25 protein-coding genes are annotated in these 19,608 nt (G+C 51.1%); 5 read left to right on the top strand and 20 right to left on the bottom strand.

What is annotated here, in order from left to right; translation table 11 throughout:
- Positions 1-7: 7 nt before the first annotated feature.
- The 13 genes from DXU84_RS17310 to DXU84_RS17370 all read right to left on the bottom strand — a co-directional run bounded on the left by DXU84_RS17310 (position 8) and on the right by DXU84_RS17370 (position 12,365).
- Positions 8-994, bottom strand: a complete 987-nt coding sequence (locus tag DXU84_RS17310) for a 3-oxoacyl-[acyl-carrier-protein] synthase III C-terminal domain-containing protein (protein ID WP_153376333.1) — start codon at positions 992-994, stop codon at positions 8-10.
- Entirely contained in the window at positions 978-1,709 is a 732-nt protein-coding gene (locus DXU84_RS17315) for an alpha/beta fold hydrolase (RefSeq protein ID WP_225444953.1), read from the bottom strand. Before DXU84_RS17315 ends, DXU84_RS17310 begins: the two co-directional genes overlap by 17 nt.
- A gap of 89 nt (positions 1,710-1,798) precedes the next feature.
- Complete coding sequence (locus tag DXU84_RS17320; RefSeq protein WP_013577950.1) at positions 1,799-2,305, bottom strand: hypothetical protein; 507 nt, start codon at positions 2,303-2,305, stop codon at positions 1,799-1,801.
- On the bottom strand, positions 2,296-3,444 hold the full coding sequence (locus DXU84_RS17325; RefSeq protein WP_153376335.1) for an acyl-CoA dehydrogenase family protein: 1,149 nt from the start codon (positions 3,442-3,444) through the stop codon (positions 2,296-2,298). Before DXU84_RS17325 ends, DXU84_RS17320 begins: the two co-directional genes overlap by 10 nt.
- A complete protein-coding gene (locus tag DXU84_RS17330; RefSeq protein ID WP_037033156.1) occupies positions 3,441-3,845 on the bottom strand; it encodes a VOC family protein in 405 nt (134 codons plus the stop codon). The genes DXU84_RS17325 and DXU84_RS17330 overlap by 4 nt, the downstream gene beginning before the upstream one ends.
- 119 nt (positions 3,846-3,964) lie before the next feature.
- Entirely contained in the window at positions 3,965-5,479 is a 1,515-nt protein-coding gene (locus DXU84_RS17335; protein WP_153376337.1) for an AMP-binding protein, read from the bottom strand.
- Positions 5,448-7,001, bottom strand: a complete 1,554-nt coding sequence (locus DXU84_RS17340) for an AMP-binding protein (RefSeq protein ID WP_153376339.1) — start codon at positions 6,999-7,001, stop codon at positions 5,448-5,450. Before DXU84_RS17340 ends, DXU84_RS17335 begins: the two co-directional genes overlap by 32 nt.
- Positions 7,002-7,256 carry a phosphopantetheine-binding protein gene (locus DXU84_RS17345; protein WP_013577945.1) on the bottom strand — a complete coding sequence of 85 codons (255 nt, stop codon included), beginning with the start codon at positions 7,254-7,256 and terminating at the stop codon, positions 7,002-7,004.
- 10 nt (positions 7,257-7,266) lie between these two features.
- On the bottom strand, positions 7,267-8,847 hold the full coding sequence (locus tag DXU84_RS17350) for a class I adenylate-forming enzyme family protein (RefSeq protein WP_153376341.1): 1,581 nt from the start codon (positions 8,845-8,847) through the stop codon (positions 7,267-7,269).
- Positions 8,844-9,734, bottom strand: a complete 891-nt coding sequence (locus DXU84_RS17355; protein WP_223510018.1) for a 3-oxoacyl-ACP synthase — start codon at positions 9,732-9,734, stop codon at positions 8,844-8,846. The genes DXU84_RS17350 and DXU84_RS17355 overlap by 4 nt, the downstream gene beginning before the upstream one ends.
- 119 nt (positions 9,735-9,853) lie before the next feature.
- The gene (locus DXU84_RS17360; RefSeq protein ID WP_014416588.1) at positions 9,854-10,765 is read right to left on the bottom strand and encodes a hypothetical protein; all 912 of its coding nucleotides are present in this window, start codon (positions 10,763-10,765) and stop codon (positions 9,854-9,856) included.
- A gap of 9 nt (positions 10,766-10,774) precedes the next feature.
- Positions 10,775-12,082, bottom strand: coding sequence for a type III PLP-dependent enzyme (locus DXU84_RS17365; protein WP_037033149.1), 1,308 nt, complete (start codon positions 12,080-12,082; stop codon positions 10,775-10,777).
- Entirely contained in the window at positions 12,063-12,365 is a 303-nt protein-coding gene (locus tag DXU84_RS17370; protein WP_013577940.1) for a hypothetical protein, read from the bottom strand. The genes DXU84_RS17365 and DXU84_RS17370 overlap by 20 nt, the downstream gene beginning before the upstream one ends.
- Positions 12,366-12,650: 285 nt before the next feature.
- Between DXU84_RS17370 and DXU84_RS17375 the strand changes: the two genes are divergently transcribed.
- The 3 genes from DXU84_RS17375 to metQ all read left to right on the top strand — a co-directional run bounded on the left by DXU84_RS17375 (position 12,651) and on the right by metQ (position 15,525).
- Positions 12,651-12,986, top strand: a complete 336-nt coding sequence (locus tag DXU84_RS17375; protein WP_014416586.1) for a multidrug efflux SMR transporter — start codon at positions 12,651-12,653, stop codon at positions 12,984-12,986.
- Between the two features lie 319 nt (positions 12,987-13,305).
- The gene (locus tag DXU84_RS17380) at positions 13,306-14,517 is read left to right on the top strand and encodes an MFS transporter (RefSeq protein ID WP_013577938.1); all 1,212 of its coding nucleotides are present in this window, start codon (positions 13,306-13,308) and stop codon (positions 14,515-14,517) included.
- Positions 14,518-14,712: 195 nt separating this feature from the next.
- Positions 14,713-15,525, top strand: a complete 813-nt coding sequence (metQ, locus tag DXU84_RS17385) for a methionine ABC transporter substrate-binding lipoprotein MetQ (RefSeq protein ID WP_013577937.1) — start codon at positions 14,713-14,715, stop codon at positions 15,523-15,525.
- 71 nt (positions 15,526-15,596) lie between these two features.
- Here metQ and DXU84_RS17390 read toward each other — a convergent pair whose 3' ends face one another.
- The 3 genes from DXU84_RS17390 to DXU84_RS17400 all read right to left on the bottom strand — a co-directional run bounded on the left by DXU84_RS17390 (position 15,597) and on the right by DXU84_RS17400 (position 16,732).
- The gene (locus DXU84_RS17390) at positions 15,597-15,956 is read right to left on the bottom strand and encodes a hypothetical protein (protein WP_013577936.1); all 360 of its coding nucleotides are present in this window, start codon (positions 15,954-15,956) and stop codon (positions 15,597-15,599) included.
- A gap of 135 nt (positions 15,957-16,091) precedes the next feature.
- Entirely contained in the window at positions 16,092-16,427 is a 336-nt protein-coding gene (locus DXU84_RS17395; protein ID WP_013577935.1) for a nuclear transport factor 2 family protein, read from the bottom strand.
- A gap of 125 nt (positions 16,428-16,552) precedes the next feature.
- Positions 16,553-16,732 carry a hypothetical protein gene (locus DXU84_RS17400; RefSeq protein WP_013577934.1) on the bottom strand — a complete coding sequence of 60 codons (180 nt, stop codon included), beginning with the start codon at positions 16,730-16,732 and terminating at the stop codon, positions 16,553-16,555.
- 134 nt (positions 16,733-16,866) lie between these two features.
- Between DXU84_RS17400 and DXU84_RS17405 the strand changes: the two genes are divergently transcribed.
- Positions 16,867-17,298, top strand: a complete 432-nt coding sequence (locus DXU84_RS17405) for an OsmC family protein (protein WP_013577933.1) — start codon at positions 16,867-16,869, stop codon at positions 17,296-17,298.
- A 62-nt stretch (positions 17,299-17,360) separates the two neighbouring features.
- On the opposite strand, the gene DXU84_RS17410 is transcribed toward DXU84_RS17405, so the two are convergent.
- Together DXU84_RS17410 and DXU84_RS17415 are read right to left on the bottom strand one after the other, a co-directional pair.
- Complete coding sequence (locus tag DXU84_RS17410; protein ID WP_112151502.1) at positions 17,361-17,708, bottom strand: type II toxin-antitoxin system RelE/ParE family toxin; 348 nt, start codon at positions 17,706-17,708, stop codon at positions 17,361-17,363.
- 40 nt (positions 17,709-17,748) lie between these two features.
- A complete protein-coding gene (locus DXU84_RS17415; RefSeq protein ID WP_013577931.1) occupies positions 17,749-17,979 on the bottom strand; it encodes a type II toxin-antitoxin system prevent-host-death family antitoxin in 231 nt (76 codons plus the stop codon).
- Positions 17,980-18,203: 224 nt separating this feature from the next.
- Between DXU84_RS17415 and DXU84_RS17420 the strand changes: the two genes are divergently transcribed.
- Positions 18,204-18,401: a hypothetical protein gene (locus tag DXU84_RS17420; RefSeq protein WP_013577930.1), complete on the top strand. Its 198-nt coding sequence runs from the start codon at positions 18,204-18,206 to the stop codon at positions 18,399-18,401.
- A 158-nt stretch (positions 18,402-18,559) separates the two neighbouring features.
- Here the strand turns inward: DXU84_RS17420 and DXU84_RS17425 are convergent, their stop codons facing one another.
- Positions 18,560-18,832: a YqjD family protein gene (locus DXU84_RS17425; protein ID WP_013577929.1), complete on the bottom strand. Its 273-nt coding sequence runs from the start codon at positions 18,830-18,832 to the stop codon at positions 18,560-18,562.
- 82 nt (positions 18,833-18,914) lie between these two features.
- Complete coding sequence (gene tehB, locus DXU84_RS17430) at positions 18,915-19,514, bottom strand: tellurite resistance methyltransferase TehB (RefSeq protein WP_014416582.1); 600 nt, start codon at positions 19,512-19,514, stop codon at positions 18,915-18,917.
- Between the last annotated feature and the right edge of the window lie 94 nt (positions 19,515-19,608).

The raw sequence follows: 19,608 nt of genomic DNA on the forward strand, positions 1-19,608 counted from the left end.
TATTAACTTAATCCTGCTTAATATCTGGAAATTGCTCCAAATTGCAAAATACCGGAATTTCATTACCGGCTGATAATACCAGCAGCAATGAAGAGAAGGTCGCGCCCATGCCTACGCTTACCAGCATCACATGATTGCCGGGCGATAATCTTTTCTGACGGATCAATGTCGCCAAATTCAGATAAGGATCTGCGCCGAAACAATGACCATAACGTGGCACGTTTTCGAGAAATAGTGTTTGCCGCGGAATATTCAGTTCGTCAGCAAGTTTCTGCCATGACGATAAATTCACATTATGCGGTGCAATCCAGTCAAGCGAACCGGCAGTATGCCCGAAATGTTCCAGGGCATTGCGCATCGCGGTGGCGATAAAAGAAAAATAAACGCTGGCGAAGCGTGATTCCTTACCTGATTCATTTCCGCGATGCTGACTGAATTCACCCGCCTGCATGCTGTATCTGGCGGTCACTTTGCAGCGTTCCCCGGTGCGACTGAGCAGAACGGCGCAGGCCGCTTCGCCCATAATGGTGGTATCGTCGATCAGTTCGACTTTGGGGTGAAAGGCCTTTTCGCCGACCAGCAACAAAGCATATTCCCCCGTTTTAATCCGGCTGCAAACATATTCCACGGCTGACAATGACGTCGAACAATGCCCCATCGTCAGCGAGGTGTAATGGGTGTCGTCAGCAAATCCGGCCTCGTCGAGCAGGGCTTTGCCCGACAGGTCGAAAGGGCGAATGCCGGGCAGCGTATGGGCATGCACCACATGTTTAATGCGGGGGAGCCAATCAGCGTGATGGTCGGTGAACTGCTTTAACAACGGGCGCAACAGATCATCAAGTGAACCCGGCTGGCGTGGGAAATTTGCCAGCCCGTAAAAGCGGGAAAACATTCTGATATCCAGCGGACTCAGTTGCAGCGCGGGCGCGACTTCCGCCAGTGATTTCCGTTGTTCAGGAATGTAGACCGTCAGGGATTCAATGTGACCCAACATAGTGGCTCCTTTTTTCAGGATCAGCGTTTGCCGTACGGAGAAAGGCGTTTAATTCGTAGTGTGTCCGTTGATGAGTCAGCACACCCAGATGGCCGGTATGCTCTATCAATGCCAGTTGGCTGCCGGGTAACTGACGGTGAATTTTCCACGCATCGGCCGGATTGATTCTGGTGTCCTGCTGACCCTGAAGTATCAGTGCAGGGATGTCGCCCAGCGCAAAAAGCGAGTCCGTTGCGGGCATCTCCGGTGCCGGGAAGCGGGCCTGATACCACGCGCACAGCGGGGCAAGATAAGATTCAGGCAGATGATTTTGCCGCAGATAGTGTTGCAACAGGCTGGTAAACGAGGCCGGAACTGACATCAGCACCAGCCGGCTGAAGCGAAAGCCGAGAGATGCCGACAAGGCGGTGATCAGCCCGCCAGCAGAATGGGCAACGACGGTGTCGAAAGCACCAAAGGTATTTTGCAGGGTGAGCAGTAACTGGCACTGTGCGGGAAAATCACAGGGGGCTGGCGTTTGCGGATCATGTCCGAGTAAAAACGGCAGATACACTTCATATCCCTGCGCCAGCAGAATATCTTTAGCCTGCGCCAGCATCAGGGGATGACCGCCCCAGCCATGTAACACAAGCGCTTTTTTTGCCGCCTGCATCGGACCTTGACTGATCAGCACCCGGCTGCGATATGGCCCGCAATGCACTGTTTCCGTTCTCATTAGCGCGAGCTGCTGCACCTCTGAAGGTCGCATCGGAAAAACAGCCGGGGTTGACAGCTTATCTGTCAGCGAAACCAGCAAATTATCCATTACTTTCTCAACATCCGTGCCGAGAAAATCAGATAGTGCAATTCTGACTCCTGAGGCGTGGGATCCTGACTCAGCCTTTGTATCGGGTCGTAGAGATAAAGTAAGCGGCATTCCTCCTGCATCAGGGTCTGAGCCAGCCTGTACGCCTCACCGGGATCAAAACGGCCACTGCAAATCCCCCAGGCTTCGGAAAATTCCGGGCAGTGGCACAGCAAACTTTGCAGTAAAGGGGTGGCGCCGCGTGCGGCCGGATACCGTGAATCGTAGACCAGCAGACTCTCCGTAGAGGAGAGAACATGGTGCTGGCAAAGCGTGATCAGGGCTTTAGCATGCAGACGGTTTCCGCAATCCTCTTCAGGCCAGTGATGATACCAGTCGCCCGCCGCCCTGTGTTCTGTCGCCAAAAGTTCTGAAGCAATGAAATGCCGGCTGTCCGGTGTGACGGCCTGGCTGCGGGTGAGAACCGTTATCGTGCCCTGACCGAGCAAGGTGACGGTTACAGGCATGTGTTCACCTCTTGCGGCCGGGAAAATCCCTGATTTAAACGGTGGATCTGCCGCGTTCCCTCAGTGTATTCAAAGGCTTTCACATCCCGGAAGGCCTGCCATAGTGTGTTTAGCAGACGCATATCTCTGGCCGGTGTACGGTGAATCAGTCCGCAGATCAGCTCTTCCGCCAGGATCACGCAACTGGTTTTTACCATTCCGGGATGATTTTCCGGCGCAAGCTTATCTTCGGTTTGCTGGCAGACCCGCAGCCCGTGGTGATAGACCACCAGCCAGCGGCGTTCCATCTGCGACAGCCAGGCAGACTGCGAAGGTGTCAGTCGCCGCTCATGTTGCCATTCGTGCAGTGCGCGCCGCGCGACACCCAGCGCCAGCGCGCCGACGCAAGGACGCAGGGCATCGAATGTGGCGATGGCGGATTTTGCAAACCGCTCCGTCGGCTTCAGATGCCTGCCCAACATGTCTGCTTCAGGGATAAACAGATCATCAAACTGCATGTGCGCAAGGTTAGTGCCTTTCAACCCGTTTAATTCCAGTGCGTAGCGGGAAATTTCTGCTGACTGCGGATTAAAAATAAAAGCATTAATACCGAGAGGTCCGGGTGCTGTGCGGGCAAATATCACACCGGTATCGGCAATCATGCCGTTGCCGATGAACATTTTTCTCCCGCAGAGCAGATACCCGCCGTCAACCGGCGACGCCGTGGTTTCCATGGCACCTGCATCGCTTCCCTGCGCCGGTTCAGTCATCGCAAAACATGACCAGCTTAAGGTCTGCTGAAAGCGGCTAAAAAAAGCATCCTGTTGTTGTTCTGTCCCCAGCCCGGAGACGGCAAAAGCCGCCATGCCGGGGCCGGGAGCCGAAAACATGAGTATCGGGGAGATAAAGGCCACTTTTTCATAGAGCCGGTAGCGCTCAGTCAAACGGATGTGCTGATAAGCCTGAAGATGTGGCTTGTGTGACGGGTATTCAGCGGGCACGCCGAGGAGATTAAACGCCGCAGCCTGCGACCACTGGCTGATGACCGTCCGCGTGTCGTCCGGCGAGGTTATCTGGCGGAGCTTATCGGCAATCGCCTGCGCCTGGGCATCCGGCGTGAAAAAATCCGCGTCTGATGGGTGATCGTAAAATGATTTCATAGCGACCCCGACATGATTTCGATGATTCCGGCATCAGGATGATAAAGGTGGCTGGCGCGGTGATGATTATTAAAGGCATGAAACGGGCGCGTTAATACCATCCAGCCTGCGGATTTCATGGTTTGATATTGCTGGTCAAAATCATCGACAACAAAACAAATATGATAAGGCAGGGATGACTTGCCTGATTTATCCAGCATGCTTTGCAGATGAATATTATCTGGCAATGGCTCAACCAGCTCGACCTGGTTATTTCCCTCTGCCGTGGACAGCAACGTGATTAACACCCGCTGAGCATGAATCTGTTCTTTATACCTGACGGTCACGGGGAAAAAGAGTTTAATAGCCGCGACGGTTGCATCGGTATCTGATACGACATAACCGGTATGATCGAAACGCATGATAACCCCGTTAACCCGTCATAAAATTATATGGCCTTCATCATCATGAAGATAAATTGATGCCGGGTATTTTCTCAGCAATTACGCTGGATTTTTTATATGTGATTGCAGGATGTCGATTAAAAACTGTCAGAAACCGCGTATTGCCGGACGAGTTCCTGCCGGTCTATTTTGCCATGCAATGTCAGGGGGAAGTGTTGGCAAAAGACCAGTTGTTTAGGGATCATGTATCCCGGTAGTTGCCCGGACAAGAAATGGCGTAAGGCTTGCCGCTGCAGCGCATTGTCATCATGCAGTTGTACAAACAGTTGCAGGTCGGTCACTTTTCCCTGTTCTTCGAGCGGTACCAGACAGCACTGGATCACGTTGGCATTTCGGCACACGGCGGATTCTACTTCTGCCAGCTCAATGCGATTGCCATGCAACTTAAACTGTCCGTCATCTCTGCCGCAAATAAACAGTGACTGATTTTCGTCGACAAAACCGCGATCGCCCGTGGCGTAATAGCGACCCCATTCATCCTCAGCAAAAGCCTGATTGCGGGGGTGATCCTCCGGCAGATAGCCCTGTGAAACCTGAGGGCCGTAAAGCCTGACTTCACCTACCGTTGTGGCAGAAACCGGATGACCGGCCGCATCGACGATGCGAATGCGGTTCAGCCCTTGCGGCTTGCCCAGCGGCAATAACCCCGCCTGATGGTGTAGCGGCTGGGACAAAAGATGCGTATGCGTCACGCAGGTTGTCTCGGTCGGGCCATAAGCGTGCATCACTTCAAGCGCCGGAAAGCGCGTCTGTAACTGTGTGATCAAACCTGGTGCAACCCGTTCACCGCCGATATAAAAACGCTTCAGGGCGGGGAACTTAACGTGGCTGAACAGCGCGTCTTTAAGCATGAGTTCAGCAAAACTGGGTGTTGAAAACCAACTGGTGACGGCCACATCTGGCTCTCTTGTCATCAGCCTGATGTTTTGCCGGGGCAAAACATTATTGCAATGATCCAGCATCAGCACGGTCTGCCCGCAGCTGAGAACCGGAATGAGATCGAGGATCGCCATATCAAAAGAAAAACAGGCGTGATTAATATGGCAGCCCTTGTCCGTTCCGCCGGTGACTTGCGGTGCGAACCACGCGCTGAAAGCGGCAAAATTGTCATAACTGACCATAACGCCTTTAGGCTCACCGGTGCTGCCCGAGGTGGAAAGGATATAGAAAAGAGATTGGGTTAATGATGGTTCAGCGGGCAGCGTTGCAGGAGAAATGTCTGCCAGTGAAGCACTGACACACTGCGGCCATTGTTCCAGCCCGGCGAGGGGGTGCGGCAGGGTGGTGATGATCACTTCCGTGCGCGTCATCCGGGCTATTTTTTCAATTCTGGACGGCGGATTTGCCTGATCCACAAAGGTAAAACAACAGCCTTTACTGATGCAGGCCAGAATAGCGGCGACCGCATCGAGTTGTTTATGACCGTAGATCAGCACATTGCGACCCGCCAGAGGGGTAAGAAAATGGGCGATGGCGGCCGTCCGTGCGCCCAGTTCAGCAAAACTGTAGGTGCCTTGCTGATTAATCAGCGCGATGGCGTCATCGCGGTTGCGAAGCCGGTCAAACAGCGGTCTGATTTGCGATAAAAACATATTTCTCCCCTTTATCCAGTGCCAGATCACGCGCCGCGCTGCGGTCAAGTTTTCCGTTATGATTCAAAATAGTATGAGGAATGGCATACCAGTAACGGGGGATCGACCACGGCGGGAAATGTGCCTGCATCGCGTGGCCCAGCGCTGAAAGCGCGCAGGAATCATTGAGGATCACGCAGGCCTGGATAGCCTCGGCATTGCCTTTGCGTAGAAAAGGCACTGCAACGACATCCGACACAAGATTCTGGCTACGCAGGAAATGCTCAATTTCATAGAGATCGATGCGGTGTCCCTGGATCTTGACTTCCCCGTCCTCGCGGCCAAGAAAATAGTAACAATCTCCCTTCGCCTGGCCGATATCACCGGTCAGATAGGCATTTTGCCCGGCATGGCGGATAAACTGTGTTTGCTGTTTCAGCGGTGCATTGAGGTAGCCTGGCCCGACGCAGGGGCCGCTGATTAACAGCTCGCCCCGGCCGCTGTCACTTTCCTGTCCGTGCAGGCTGAGTACCGCGCCCGGTCTGGCCGCGCCAATCGGCAAGGGTAGCGGGTCGCTGATCATTGCAGGTGTAATAAGCACCGAGGTCACCGCAACCGTGCATTCCGTCGGGCCATAGGTGTTTATCACGCTGGCATCGGGAAATCGTGTCCATAGCTGTGTGACGATGTCTTTTGTCAGTGTTTCACCGCAAAAAATAAACCGCCTGAGCAGGGGAAGTTGTGCGGCACTGAACGTGGGGTCCAGCAGATAAAGGCGGATAATCGAAGGCGTGGATACCCAGCAGACAACACCGGTTTCTGCATGCTGTGCAATCATTTTGCGGGTGCTGATGAGTTCGCGGTGATCGAGCACTGACAGCGGTTGCAGGAAAATCCAGGCTAACCAGATTTCAAATAAGGAAACATCAAAGCAGTAGCGAACATTGCCGGTGACGGCACCGTCCAGTGGAAAATCTTCGCGGATCCAGTGAATGAAATTCACCATATTGCGCAGGGTGATTTGGATCCCTTTCGGCTCGCCGGTGGTGCCGGAGGAAAACATGATGTAAGCCAGCGGTTCGCCGGGGGCATCCTGCAAACGCTGGCGGCTTTCACTCAGCAGCGCATGCAGTGTGGCATCCGTACAGACAGGTCCGTTAATTTCCGCCGTGTCGAGTACCCTGACCGCGTTCATCTGAACCGGCGTCGCCGTCGTATTCAGCAGCAGAGCTGCGCCGAGGGTGAGCGCAATTTTCTCCACCCGCTCCGGGCTGTTATCCGATTCAACGGGCACCACCGGGCAGCCGCAGAGCAGGCATGCCCACCAGGCGGCAATAAAATCGAACGACTTATGCCCGTATACCAGCACCGGTTTTACATGGCGGTCAGTGTCTGTCTGATGCTGGCGGATCTGCACGGCGAGATCCATTGCGCGCTGACTCAGCGTGGCATAATCGCGACGGTGTGTATCATGGCACCAGGCAAGTTCGGGCCGGTGCCGGAAACGCATGAAAATCGCGATAACCTCTGCCCATTGTTCCATTCAGGCAGCCCGGTTCGCGAGTTGCAGTTGAATGAATCTCGATAAGCTGCCCACGGTTTCAAAATGCTCAAATTCCAGCGTGGCCGGATCCAGGATCAGCCCGTCGACTTTCTCTTCCAGATACATAATCAGTTCAATATACAGCCCGCTTTCAAAGCCTAAATCGCGTTCCAGATGTGTTTCTGCATGCAGTTCTGAGAGATGAGAACTTTCCAGCACTAAGCCGATGGCCTCAATGATTGTTGAAGTAAACATAATGATTTCCTTATGATTTTACGGATTCGCGTTGAACATCATGGGAGCGCTGTAACAGGAGTTCAGGCAGCCGGTTACGATCAATCTTTCCGTTATTATTTTTGGGTAACGCCTCACTGAAATAATAGCGGTGAGGGCGCTTGTAGCTTTCGAGATGGGTCTGACAGAAGGCTTTGAGCAGGGCAATATCGGGCGCCGTCACACATTCAATACAGGCGACGATCTCATCACCGTAAATGGCATGAGGGACGCCAATCACCGCTACCTGTCCGACCCCGGGGATGCGTTTGAGCACGCCTTCGACTTCCCGCGGCGCCACTTTTTCGCCGTTGGTTTTCAGAATGTCATCTTTGCGGGCGACAAAATAAAGCAGGCCACGTTCATCCAGCCGGCAGATGTCTCCGGTATACAGCACGGATTCGCCGGGCAGCGGGCCGGGACGTAATTTCTTTTGCGTCTGTTCTTCATTGCGCCAGTAACCGCGCATGACCGTCGCGCCACGAATAACCAGCTCGCCCGTGGCATTGCTGCGATGCGGGACACCGTTGTCATCCACCACCCAAAGTTCGGTATTCGGGATGGCGTAACCGACGCTCTCTTTATGTGTCGACAACATCGCTGGCGGAAGCCAGGTGCAGCGATGGCATTCCGTCAGTCCGTACATAGAGAAAATTTCTGCCTGAGGGAACAGGGCAATCAGCGTATCAATATCATTGGAATGCAACGCGGCAGCCGTATTCGTGATTTTACGCACGGATGAAAAATCATAACGTTTTGCCAGAGGGGCAATGAGGGCCAGCATGGTGGGGACAATCGGCAAAACCGATGCCCGCTGTTTCACCAGTTGTTTGAGGGCAAACAACGGACGGCTGAAATCTTTTTCGATAATCAGCGTCGCGCCCACTCTGGTGGCCATGATGGCCTGATAAAGCCCGTAGTCAAAACTCATCGGGATCGTGCAGAAAATCCGATCGCTTGCCCTCAGATCCAGATAGGTGCTGACGGATGTCGCCGCGCTCAACATATTGCGCTGGGTCAGCATGACGCCTTTCGGATCTCCGGTGGAACCGGATGTGTAAATCAGGCAGGCCAGATCGATATCCAGCGCGTCTTCCGGCACAAGCGGTGTGACGTCTGCCTGCGCCGCGATCTGCTGTAATGAAAGTAACGCCGGGCGGCTCAGACTTTCTGTGCCCGGCTTGTCAAACAGCACCGGATACGGGGCGCGATCTGCACTAGCCGTGACCCGCGCATCCGCCTGATCTGCACTGCTGATCAGCAAACTGGCTTCCGCGTTGTTGCATATCCAGCCCACGCGCGCGACGGGCGTGTCAGGGTTAAGAGGGACAAAAATGGCTTGCAGGTACTGAACCGCCCAGAAGCACACCACAAAGTCGATACTGTTCGGCAGCCAGACCACCACCCGATCGCCCCGTTTAATGTGATGCTGTTGCAAACAGGTGGCCGTTTTCATGACCCGCTGGAACAGTGCTGACCAGCTTATCTCTTCATCACCGGCAACCAGGGCGGTTTTCTCGGGAAAAGCCTGTGCAGCACGGGCCAGCCACTGTGTTAAATGGGTTGTGCTCATGGAATATCCTCATTGTCTGATTCGAGAACCATTGCGCCAAAGGTGCCCGCCACGCCTGAGGCCAGAGCCAGAATGCACCGCGCTCTGACGGCATTATCCCCACAGGCAAGCAGGCTTTTGATATTGAGAAACGCATCGCTGCAAAAGCAGTGACCGAGCGTGTAGAGGTTATGGCGAAATACGATGTCCCGGCTAAACCCGCTGCGATCAGCAAGGCGGTCAAAGGTCACCGGGCTGATGTGGTAAGGGAGCACGGCGCTGAGTTCTTCCGGTTTACGTCCCGCGCCCGCCAGCGTTTTTTGAATGGTTTCGGTCATCACCGGCAAAAATGCGTGGTCATAGGCATTTTCACTTTCGCGATCCGTTTCCCGCATCCGCGTGCCATAAGCCCCGAGTTGTTGTAAATGCAGTGCGCGCAGATGCAGCGAATGAGGAGAAGGGGCCATGCCAACCAGCGTGGCGCAAAAGGCTTCGCCAAAATAACCATTCTGATCGACATATTGCACCGTGCGGTGAAAACATTTTTCACCGGTGATCAGCACCCCGCAGACAGAGGCCTGGTTCTCAGAGCCACAGTTCTCAGAGAGAGTGTTCTGCTGTGCGGCGCGCATTTTCGCCTGCAAATATTTCAAACTCACCAGACCTGAAGCGCAGGAAGCCTGTGTCGCAGAAAAAAATTCGATCTCCTGATCGCCAAAAAACGTCTGAAATACCGTGGACAGTTCTTCCATCCGGTCAAACGGGCTTGTGGCGTGCAGAGAATGCGCCCACGCGACATAGCGGATTTGGCGAAATAAACCGGGGTCGCATTCAGCGCGTAATTTTTGCAGAAGGTCGGAGAGCAGATCCGGCAATGTTTCATCAGCAAACAGACTGGCAGATTGCATCTTATGAAAACGGCTAAAAATTTTATGATTCCGTTCTCCCCAGCAGTATTTTTTTTCCAGCAGGGAGAGCGGGGTAAGAACCGGAGCTATCAGGCTTGTGATGGCATGGATATACACCTTCAGCTCTCCATCACAAAACTGGCGAAGATCATATTCTTCCCTTCCGGCATCATTAATAAGAACCGCGTATTTTTCTGAGCGAGTTTTTTTAATAACACCCAGGGTGCTGAAGACAGTAAAGCATCGTCCCAGGTTTCTATCCTGACACCCGAGAAGTTGGCATCCCGTTGCAGAACCTGTGAAAACGATTTGCTGGTCAGAATAATCAGCGGCAATGCGTTTTCAGCGGCACTGAACATCTTCAGCGTGGAAAGCAGGGGATAAATGTCCGCCGTTGAAACCGGCAGCGAGGTTTTCTGATAATTTTTAAAGGTAATATTACCGGCGACCTTATGGGGTTCGTGGGTCGCGTTGCTTTGTAAAAGGAGCAAACAGCAACTGGCCGCAGGGTGGAAATTGGCGAGATAAGGGCTGTCATACAGAATGGCATCCTGATCTGCCATCATCAGCAGGGCTTTACGCGGACGTTTGTCCCCGCTGATATCTTCCAGGTAATCTTCAATGATTTGCAACGCGACAAATCCACTGCTTAAACCATGATCGCTGATGGCAATACCAAAAGCGTTATGAGAACCGGTTTCATAAATAATGGCATTGGTCACTGAAGCGCCAATTTCAGCATCGGGCGTCCAGTGGGTCAGCACCACCAAATCCAGGTCATTGACCAGCGCCTGCTCTTCCAACTGGGTCACCAGTTTTTTGAGCATCGTCGTGAATGTCAGGTTTTGAGAGTTAACCCAACGGGAGACGGGCTGAAGCTGGGCTTCGCATGTGCGGGAATGTGACTGAAAAAAAGCGTTAACAAAACTTTTAACTTTATCCAGTTGTTCACTCTCCACCGTAGCAGAAGGATTGTTATTTTTTTCAAACTCATGCCAAAGAATATTGGAGGCTGAAAATTCCAGAGACATACAGATTCCTCAGGCATTTTCGACAGATAAAGGCTGATATATCTGAGGTGCCAATAATGTCTCAATGCTATCTGCGGTTCGGATAAGGAAAGCCTGACCTTTCTCCACCAGAATTTCGGCGGGATGACCAAAACTTAAAAAGTTGACGGGTGAAGCACTGGCCCCGTATGCGCCTGAATGTCCGATGCCGATCAGGTCGCCCGGATGCAGTTCCGCCAGCATAATGTTTTCACCTAATATATCGGTGGGGGTACAAAGCGGGCCGGTGACCTGATAACGATGTTGTGTCCCGGCACGGGTTTCACCCAGACGGGCCATCGGAAAATTACGCCGGATCAGCGAGTTGATGCCAGCGGCGCTGCCGTGACAGTTGGCTCCGCCATCACACACCGCGAACCATTCGTCCCGGGAGGGTTTAAGATAATTAACGCGGGTGACGAAAATGCCTGCACGGGCAATCAGATATCTGCCCAGTTCGACGATGATCTTACAGCGCGGAAATTTGTCATGATAATTGCGGATAACGGGCGCTAACGCGCCACCGAGCGCAACAATATCCAGTGGCTTTTCTTTATCAAAATACCTGACGCCAAAACCCCCGCCGACATCGACAAAATCAAAATCGACCTTGTAGATCTCCTGCAAAGATCCCGCCAGTGACAGAATATTCAGGGTATTTTTAGCCAGCGCTTGCCAGTCGAGGATCCGTGTACCGAGATAAATATGGATCCCCGCCAGTCGTAAATTTTCCTGCTGCGCGACACAGGCAAATGCCTGCGGTAAAAGTTGTTCGTCGATGCCAAATTGCCGTGGTTTGCCGCTCATCACCAGTTTGGCTTTTTCGCCCGTAAACTCAGGGTTGATGCGCAAGGCGATGGTTTGTATAACGCCCATGCTGGCAGCAATATCATTCAGAAGTTTTATTTCTTCAATGGATTCGATGACGACAGCTTTAATACCGATGCGACAACATTGGGTTAATTCAGCAATGTATTTTCCGGGACCCACAAAAATAATATCCTCCGGGGGCACACCCTGACTTATCACTGTTTCCAGTTCTGCCAGAGAACACACTTCACAACCTGTTCCTTCCCGGTTTAACAACTGAACCAGTGTTTTATTGGGATTAGCTTTGAGCGAATAAAAATAATGAATCTCATCCGGAAGTGACTTTTTTAATGCTGAAAAGTCGGCCTTTATTTGCGAGGCGCTGTAGGCATAAAACGGCGTCGGCACCCTGTCAGCCAGACGCTGATAAGGAATGTCGTCGATTTTTTCTGTACTGATAAACTGGCTATCAGGAGGAAAAGCTGACATCGCTAAACCTCCGGGATAACAGTGATTCAATCTGATTGATATTTTTGAAGTTTTCGAAAAGATCGCCATCGAGGATATCAAAAAAACTCCCGGAAACCTCGGTTCTGGCTTCCATCCATTCGCCCATCTCTGCGATAAAGCCCACTAAATGGATTGAGTCCAGTAACCCTTCAGGCCCGTAGATATCAGCTCCCTGTGCAATAGCCGCCAACTTTCTATTGTCAACACCCACTTTCTCTAAGCATGAGAGTATAAATTCTTTCGTTGTCGATGAAATAGTCATTGGTTTCGCCACTTTAAAAACTTCGAACTGACATGATATCCGCCGTATCAGGAAAGATTTGCTTGAAATTGCGCCTGCAATAAAAGAAGAAAATCATAAAGCGGGAGAAGCACACCGGCGTTGTGACAGGGCGCTGACATAATAATTTCCGGCCATGCGGAGTATTCGTACCCGGTTATTTTTATGACAACAGTAAAACCCGGCATGATTGCCGTTAAGACGGTTTAATGTAAGACTCTGCGGGGTAATGTTTTATTTTTATAAATCTCATATTGAGAAGGTCTTATGTTCAAAATATATCTCATCCTTGCTGTTTCTATCTGCGCTGAAACACTGGCGACGACCATGATGAAGGCGTCTGATGGATTCACCCGGTTAGTGCCGAGCGTCATTGTGGTCGTCGGTTATGCCATATCCTTTTATGGACTTTCTCAGGTCGTTAAAGTGATGAATATCGGCATCGCCTACGCTATCTGGGCAGGCATGGGGATTTTCCTTGTTTCGGCCATGTCATTCTTCATCTACAAACAGCGGCTTGATACTCCGGCGCTGATTGGCATGGGCTGCATCGCTCTCGGCATTATGATCATCCAGCTTTATTCTAAATCTGTGTCGCATTAACCCTGAAACGCCCTTTCCCCGTCACGTTATTCGCCGCCGCATCCGGCGGTTGATCTCTTTTTCTTCAATTTAGTTACAACATACTTATATGTGGAGTCATTTCCTGTCCGCGTTATCTGTATGTGCCTTTTCCGTTTGAACCTCCGCGCGCCTCTGCAGCCTGCATCGCAGGCGGAGACTGGCTTATCTGGCAGGTGCATAAGAAATACCCTGGCAGTCATTATGAAAAGGGCTTGACCCTGTGATGGTGATCACGTTTATTACGTTCAAATACTAAAACAACACCCCCGAAATAATTCACCTTGCTAAGGATCATAAAATGACTGAGTGCTCATCGCTGGACACCCGGCCAGAAACTTCTGCATTCCGCCGCTGGCTGGCGGTTTTCTCACTGGCCTGCGGCACCTTCGCGCTGGTTAATACCGAATTTCTGCCGATCGGTTTACTGTCGCCCATCGCGCAATCTCTGGGTGTCACTGAAGGGCATGCCGGTCTGGCAGTGATGTTGCCCGGTTTAGTTGCCGCGATTTCTGCGCCGCTGATCATGCTGTTTGCCCGAAAAATGGATCGCCGCACCTTATTATTATTGCTCTCCGCGACGGTGATCGTGGCCAACGGTATCGCCGTGATGGCGCAGTCATTCAACATTCTGCTGATCGGACGCATAATTCTGGGCATCGGTGTCGGTGGTTTCTGGTCATTTGCTATTCCTTCCGGGCGGCGGCTGGTGTCAGAGGAGCAGGGTGCCAGGGCCATTTCGCTGATCACTGCGGGCGTGGCGGTCGGCACGGTCGCAGGTGTACCGGCGGGCGCCTTTATCGGGGATCTGTTCGGCTGGCGCATGGCATTTATGCTTAACGCCGTGCTGGCGCTGGCGTTTTTCGTGCTGCAATGGCTGGCGCTGCCTTCGCTGCCGGCACAACACTCTATCGGCCTGCGTGCGATGCTCAGCGTCACGAAAGTCGCGGGGATCCGCTACGCGCTGATCATCGGCGTATTTATGGCGGGCGGCCATTTCGCGGCGTATACCTACCTCGAGCCGTGGCTGCGGTTTAGCCTGCATCTTTCAGCCAGCAATATTTCTTTGTTACTGATGGGCTACGGTGTGGCGGGGTTATTAGGCACGCTTACCACGGAAATTACTGTCCGTGAGCTCGGTGTAAAGAAAGCGTTTATGCTCAATATGCTGTTGCTCAGCGCCTCGGTGCTGGTGTTGTCGCTGTTCCCGGTGCCGCTGGCGCTGGCCTGTGCCCTGGTGATCCTCTGGGGACTGGCGTTTGGTGCGCTGCCGGTGTGTCTGAATATCTGGACGTATCAGGCGTCGCCTGCGTTGTTTGAAACCGGCTCGGCGTTGCTGGTGTGTGTCTTCCAGACGTCGCTGGCGCTGGGCGCATTGTTCGGCGGGATCCTCGCTGACAGCGCGGGCGTAAGCAGTGCCTTCCTGCTCGGCGGTGTGCTGACATTGCTGGCGGGCATCACCATTTTCCTGTCCCGCCCGCAACCTGCGGTATTACACGCAGCGGGCAAATGATCGGTTTACGATCAGGAAATCTTTCCACATAAGAAAATCCTCCTGCCGGAACCTGCGTACAGCGGGTTCCGGCAGCATTCCCGCTCTAGGTTATTTCTTTTTCGTATTTGCGCATCCCGACAGGCTTTGAAACACTGAGATCTTCAGCGATGCTGTTTCAACCTTTTAATTATTCACGGAAAGAGTAAAACCGTTATGCGCATAACACTAAAATTTTCAGTTCTGGCATTATCTCTGGTGGGCGCACTGGCGCTGAGTGCCTGTGATCAAAAATCGCAGGAAAACCACATTAAAGTGGGTATCAGCGCGGGTATCGATCAGCAGATGTGGGAAACCATCAAAAAGACTGCTAAAGACAAATATAACCTTGATGTGGAAGTCGTGACCTTCAACGATTTCGTGTTGCCAAACTCGGCGCTGAGCAGCGGCGACATTGATGTAAATTCGTTCCAGCACCGTCCCTATCTGGATAAGCAGATCAAAGAGCGGGGCTACAAGCTGGTGGAAGTGGGGAAAACCTTCGTCTATCCGATTGCAGGATACTCCCGCAAGATAAAATCCATTGATCAGCTCAGCGATAACGCGCAGGTTGCGGTGCCTAATGACCCGACTAACCTTGGCCGTTCGCTGTTATTGCTGCAAAAAGAAGGTTTGATCAAACTGAAAGAGGGCGTAGGTTTGCTGCCGACGTCTCTGGATATCGTTGAAAATCCAAAGCATCTCAAAATTGTTGAGATCGAAGCGCCGCAACTGACACGCGCCATTGATGACGACAAAATTGAACTGGCGATCATCAATACCACTTATTCAGGACAGGTCGGGCTGACGCCGGGCAAAAATGGCCTGTTTGTCGAAGATAAAGATTCACCTTACGTGAATATCATCGTGGCACGTGAAGATAACAAAGACAGCCAGGCCGTGAAGGAGCTGGTTGAGGCTTATCAGACGGATGCGACAGTGAAAGCCGCGGACGCTATCTATCACGGGGATGCGGTGAAAGGCTGGTAATGCGGGCAGGATGGTAGAGTAATCATTGAATCCTGAGATTATAAAATCCCAGGATTCAATGTCTGATTCTGTTAAATATCGTTGAGCATCTGAGAACGCTGATTCATGTTATTGAACACGGCGCTTTTAACTCGGGCACAGATAAGTGTCTGCTTATCTTTTAATTCAAGCGCAAACATTTCTTTGGAGTCTTTGTTAATCAGCGAAGCATTGGTTTTATAAACTGCATATGCGTCGTTGAGCTGACTAAATTGTTGCTTATAAACATTGAAAGCTTGTTTATCCAGCGTCTGAAGTGCCCTGAACTCACTGTAGCAACGGGTATTCAGTGCTGACTGATCCTGCTCAGTGTTTTTAACTGTTGGCTGCGCGCATCCGCTTAAAAATGCGGCGGCAACAAATACAGACATCCACGCAAAAGGCTTATTCATTATGGCCGGTCCCTTCATCAGATTATTCTCAGTAATTTCCGACCACTATATTCAGAATTTTACATAATTGGAAATTATGATTGAGGATATCCATCCGCAACCAATGAATACTTCCAGTCACAAAAAATTGCATGATTATTCAAAATAGAACCAGGCTGTCTTAATCAGCCCGTTTTCGACTTCAAACACGGCAATGCTGTTGACGGGGGTCTCATAAATTCCGTAGATCATTTCATGGTCAAATACTTTATTGCCCAGCACGGTTCGTGAGATCAGCTCAGCACGTAATGCGCTGTTGTTGAACCGGTGGTTTTTATAGAACGTTCTGAGTGCGTCTTTCCCCTCTAAGGAAGGCAACATATTGGGCATGCGATAGGCGATAAAGTCTTCGCTGTAGCAGGCGGAAAAGGCATCGAGATCGTGGTGGTTATAGGCCTGAAACTGTTTCTCTACCGGAATGCTGGCGTCCATGTATCATTGTTCTCGTGAATTATTATTTAATAATATCGAATATTAATTCATGTTTTGCTTTTTGGCAATCTGGCGAAAACAAAAAGGCCGCCGTGGCAGCCTTGAGGGATAAATTGATGGAGTGATCAGCACACGCCAAAATCGCCGTCTTCGTGATACAGATCCACGGTGTCGGCTTTTACTTCAATTTCAGTGGCAGAAAAGTCGTCCGTACGCGAGCACCACAGCGTGTCGCCTTCAACACGACGGACGATCATTTTCGGGCCGCCGGTTTTGGACTGAACAACATCTTGCGGTTTAAACATGCTTTATTCCTCGGTTATCTATTTTGTTGTGATTTATAGAAAAGTTACCCGCAGACCGCATAGCCCGGCCATCCTCGCGGATCACCGATCAGAAGCTATACTTAACGTTAATGTAATGCAAACCGGAGGAAAATATGACCATTCATAAGAAAGGACAGGCACACTGGGAAGGCGATATTAAACACGGTAAAGGTTACATCTCTTCTGAAAGCGGTGCCCTGAAGGAACAACCCTATGGATTCAACACCCGCTTTGAAGGTAAGCCAGGCACTAACCCGGAAGAACTGATTGGCGCGGCGCACTCAGCCTGCTTCTCCATGGCGCTCTCGCTGATGCTCGGCGAAGCGGGGCACACGCCGGAAAGCATCGATACTGTCGCAGATGTTTCACTCGATAAAGTGGATGGCGGCTTTGCGATCACCAAAATCGCGCTCGACAGCAAAGTGAAGTTGCCAGGCATCGATAAAGATAAATTCGATGAAATCATCAAAAAAGCCAAAGCTGGCTGCCCGGTTTCACAGGTTCTGAAAGCCGAGATTACGCTGACGTACCAGCTGGAAAACTGATGATTTAACAGAGGATGACGCGCTGAAAAAAGCCACGCGATGTTTGCGTGGCTTTTGCGTTGTTAGCCCATGATCAGCTTTTTAAACAGCAGCGCCTGAACATTTTGCCGCTGCGAAAGCAGCACATAGACAGAGATCAAATTTGCCGGTTCATCATAGGTATATATGATGCGATAACCGCTCAACGTACTGCATTCGCGATACTTGATAATCCCCAGCGCTGCAAGATCAGGTGAAACCGGGCAGGACAAAGGAAATACTTTCACTTTTGTTTCAAACTCATCTAATACAGCGTTGATGATCTTTAAAGGGTCGTTTCCCTGTGAGGTCTGGAACGAAGCGATTTCATCAATGGATAGCTTTACAGTTTGCAGGTACTCAATCGTAATTTTACTTTTCGTGGCAGACATAAATTGATCCCAATAATGAGCCGATGAGATGAGTGACTCATCAGTAGAGATCTGCTAACAACTGTTCCCTCGTCAATGTCCGGCCTTCAGCTTTATCATTTTCTGCCAGTGTCAGCAGCTTGAGTAAAGCGATGGTTTCATCCCTTTTTTGCCTGTCTTCATAGGATTCAATCACATAAGCCGGTTCACCATTCTGAGTGACCAGTATAGGTTGTGATAAATCAAGCGCAGCGGCATGCTTCTTCACGAAGCTGATGGTCTGTATTTGCATGTTTTACTGCTCCTGTCGAGGCTTCGGTCTAAATATAGGTCTTTTACAGACTTCTGACAAGGCGGAATTTCTCCGCCTCAGGCTATGCCAGCCGGATGCTGGATACCCTTAACCCTGATAGAAAAATGCGATCCCGGCTGTGCCCGAATTCTGACAAATGCCATTACATCAGCTATAGATACTGAGCGTTATCTGAAAAATTCGAATAATTTACCGGGGTCATCATGAAGGACGAAAGCGAAAAGACAGGCCTGATCGGGCTGGCCATTGGTGCGGCTGTTATGGGGTTAATTTCCAGCGGAACGATTATTAACCGGGAGAGCATCATTGATGAACTGCGGCGGCTCGGGCGTAAAAAAGGGGACGGTGTGGAAGATGAAATTTTCGTGAAAGCCGCTCAGCTGGTCGGTAAAGGGCAATGATTCACGCAAGCTGGCGAAAAAATACCCGTCAGGGGAGACGGGTATTGGATTTGCTACAAGGGGAATGTCTGAATAATCTGTAGATTGCTACAGAATAAAAGATCATACCCTTTTTTTGTGAATAATTTGTGTAGGAGAAATCTGTTTCTCCCGGACGGTTATTTGCGGCCTAAAAGTAGCCCCAGAACCACGCCAATCGCACCGGCAGCAATCAATCCCGACAGCGGATTTTCTTTGATTTTATCCGCCACGTCAGAAACTGCTTCACTCGCCTGCGCGGAGTATTTGCGTGCAGCACCTTTAAGCTGATGTTTCGGAGAGTCAACAAAATCTCCAAATTGCTTTTGTGCTTCACCGGCAAACTGGTTAACCGTGTTTTCTACTTTATCTTCCACACGGCTAGGATCTTTATCAAAGTCTTGTGATGACATATCGTGCTCCTTTTTGGGTGGAATTTAAGTTTAGTCGAAAAGCCAGGCTATGCAGGGTTTGCCTGCGAAGGACTGATGGATATCAGATTTTTCTTGCCAGCAGCGTCGCAAACCGCAACTTGTAACGGTCTCCGTTTTCGTCGCGTTTATGCAGTTCGCCGACATCTTCGTTGTATTTCACGATTTCCCAGCCGCGATAATAATCACGCAGTTCTGACGGCTTGAACGTGAACGGGAAGGGCAGCGGGCAAGGATAATCCGGGCTGTCCATGGCGGCCACAATCAGGTTATAACCGCCCGTGTTGGTGGCCGCATGCATGTCTTCAATAATGTGCGGGATGCTGTCGCGTTGCAGAAACATCATGACCACGGTGGAAAAGATAAAATCATATTCACCGCTGAAACGGTGCGTGTTCAGATCAGCTTCGCTGATATTGATGTTATTCAGTGATTCCGCCGCGATAATATCATTCACTTTTGCGACGCTTATGGCGTTGTTATCCCAGCCCGTCACCTCAAACCCTTTCAGGTTAAGATACAGCGAGTTACGCCCGCTGCCACAGCCTAAATCCAGTGCTTTACCCGGCCGGACATGCTGTGCGGCGTTGATGATTTCTGAGTGGGTACGGGTCAGGCCGTATTTTTCGCTGTAAAAATCTTCTGGTGCGGGTTGTTGAGTCATGCCCTGTTTCCTGTAAATGAATAGAATGTCAGCGATTATCCTCCAAAATGGCAACCGCGCCATTACTCTTAATGGTCACAGGCCTGAGCATCAC

Origin of the sequence: Rahnella sp. RcJ3 (assembly GCF_009498575.1) — a bacterium.
GTDB lineage: Bacteria > Pseudomonadota > Gammaproteobacteria > Enterobacterales > Enterobacteriaceae > Rahnella > Rahnella aceris.

Coding starts and splice junctions, on each gene's coding strand:
- DXU84_RS17350 (WP_153376341.1), bottom strand. CDS start 8,847: ATGAGCACAACCCATTTAACACAGTGGCTGGCCCGTGCTGCACAGGCT.
- metQ (WP_013577937.1), top strand. CDS start 14,713: ATGCGCATAACACTAAAATTTTCAGTTCTGGCATTATCTCTGGTGGGC.
- DXU84_RS17410 (WP_112151502.1), bottom strand. CDS start 17,708: ATGTCTGCCACGAAAAGTAAAATTACGATTGAGTACCTGCAAACTGTA.
- DXU84_RS17345 (WP_013577945.1), bottom strand. CDS start 7,256: ATGTTTACTTCAACAATCATTGAGGCCATCGGCTTAGTGCTGGAAAGT.
- DXU84_RS17390 (WP_013577936.1), bottom strand. CDS start 15,956: ATGAATAAGCCTTTTGCGTGGATGTCTGTATTTGTTGCCGCCGCATTT.
- DXU84_RS17355 (WP_223510018.1), bottom strand. CDS start 9,734: ATGCAATCTGCCAGTCTGTTTGCTGATGAAACATTGCCGGATCTGCTC.
- DXU84_RS17340 (WP_153376339.1), bottom strand. CDS start 7,001: ATGGAACAATGGGCAGAGGTTATCGCGATTTTCATGCGTTTCCGGCAC.
- DXU84_RS17405 (WP_013577933.1), top strand. CDS start 16,867: ATGACCATTCATAAGAAAGGACAGGCACACTGGGAAGGCGATATTAAA.
- DXU84_RS17310 (WP_153376333.1), bottom strand. CDS start 994: ATGTTGGGTCACATTGAATCCCTGACGGTCTACATTCCTGAACAACGG.
- DXU84_RS17395 (WP_013577935.1), bottom strand. CDS start 16,427: ATGGACGCCAGCATTCCGGTAGAGAAACAGTTTCAGGCCTATAACCAC.
- DXU84_RS17360 (WP_014416588.1), bottom strand. CDS start 10,765: ATGTCTCTGGAATTTTCAGCCTCCAATATTCTTTGGCATGAGTTTGAA.
- DXU84_RS17330 (WP_037033156.1), bottom strand. CDS start 3,845: ATGCGTTTCGATCATACCGGTTATGTCGTATCAGATACCGATGCAACC.
- DXU84_RS17315 (WP_225444953.1), bottom strand. CDS start 1,709: ATGAGAACGGAAACAGTGCATTGCGGGCCATATCGCAGCCGGGTGCTG.
- DXU84_RS17320 (WP_013577950.1), bottom strand. CDS start 2,305: ATGCCTGTAACCGTCACCTTGCTCGGTCAGGGCACGATAACGGTTCTC.
- DXU84_RS17420 (WP_013577930.1), top strand. CDS start 18,204: ATGAAGGACGAAAGCGAAAAGACAGGCCTGATCGGGCTGGCCATTGGT.
- DXU84_RS17325 (WP_153376335.1), bottom strand. CDS start 3,444: ATGAAATCATTTTACGATCACCCATCAGACGCGGATTTTTTCACGCCG.
- DXU84_RS17370 (WP_013577940.1), bottom strand. CDS start 12,365: ATGACTATTTCATCGACAACGAAAGAATTTATACTCTCATGCTTAGAG.
- DXU84_RS17380 (WP_013577938.1), top strand. CDS start 13,306: ATGACTGAGTGCTCATCGCTGGACACCCGGCCAGAAACTTCTGCATTC.
- DXU84_RS17365 (WP_037033149.1), bottom strand. CDS start 12,082: ATGTCAGCTTTTCCTCCTGATAGCCAGTTTATCAGTACAGAAAAAATC.
- DXU84_RS17415 (WP_013577931.1), bottom strand. CDS start 17,979: ATGCAAATACAGACCATCAGCTTCGTGAAGAAGCATGCCGCTGCGCTT.
- DXU84_RS17375 (WP_014416586.1), top strand. CDS start 12,651: ATGTTCAAAATATATCTCATCCTTGCTGTTTCTATCTGCGCTGAAACA.
- DXU84_RS17335 (WP_153376337.1), bottom strand. CDS start 5,479: ATGTTTTTATCGCAAATCAGACCGCTGTTTGACCGGCTTCGCAACCGC.
- DXU84_RS17425 (WP_013577929.1), bottom strand. CDS start 18,832: ATGTCATCACAAGACTTTGATAAAGATCCTAGCCGTGTGGAAGATAAA.
- tehB (WP_014416582.1), bottom strand. CDS start 19,514: ATGACTCAACAACCCGCACCAGAAGATTTTTACAGCGAAAAATACGGC.
- DXU84_RS17400 (WP_013577934.1), bottom strand. CDS start 16,732: ATGTTTAAACCGCAAGATGTTGTTCAGTCCAAAACCGGCGGCCCGAAA.